This is a genomic window from Bartonella sp. MR168JLCBS, from assembly GCF_042194175.1.
On the sequence record NZ_JBHIMP010000604.1, the window covers coordinates 1 to 553 of the forward strand.

General features: G+C 41.8%; 1 protein-coding gene. It reads right to left on the bottom strand.

Translation table 11 applies throughout. The annotated features are described in order from the left end of the window. Window positions 1-502 (bottom strand): hypothetical protein (locus ACFIK8_RS12960; RefSeq protein WP_375669657.1); only part of this gene is annotated, 502 nt, incomplete at its 3' end. Window positions 503-553 lie beyond the last annotated feature (51 nt).

Below are 553 nucleotides of genomic sequence, written 5' to 3' on the forward strand. Positions count from 1 at the left end.
TTTCCCCGACTTCCATGACACTTAGGTTTTCTTCGGCCCCCACTTCTATTTGATTTCCACTCATTGGATTGCCGGCCCCCAAGTGCTCCATTGGATCATTTTCAATATTGCACGATGGTTCACATGAGGGAGGCACATAATTTTCCCTAACAAGCTGTCGGACTTTGTTCTCAAGGGATTGAATGGACGCTTGGACATCTATCAATATAGCTCCACATTCATCAAACTTCTTGTCCTGAATCTGAAACTTTTCCTCCGTGTTTTTCATGAATGCGGCCAACACTTGCTCAGTACTATATTTGCTCACTTCTTGATGTTGGGGCTGAAATTGGGGAACTTGGGGTTGTGGTGGTCTAGGTTGTTGTGGATAGCCTTGACTTGCTTTCATGGCAAACAATTTCTCCATCCTCTCTTCAAGTGCATAAATGTTTTCTTGATATTCCCTGGTACTTTCTTCAAGTGCAAAGATTTTTGCGGCCAACAATTTCTCTTGAAAATCCATGGCCCTGTGTAAACAAATAAAACAAAAATGAGTAGACTAACAAAGAAAACA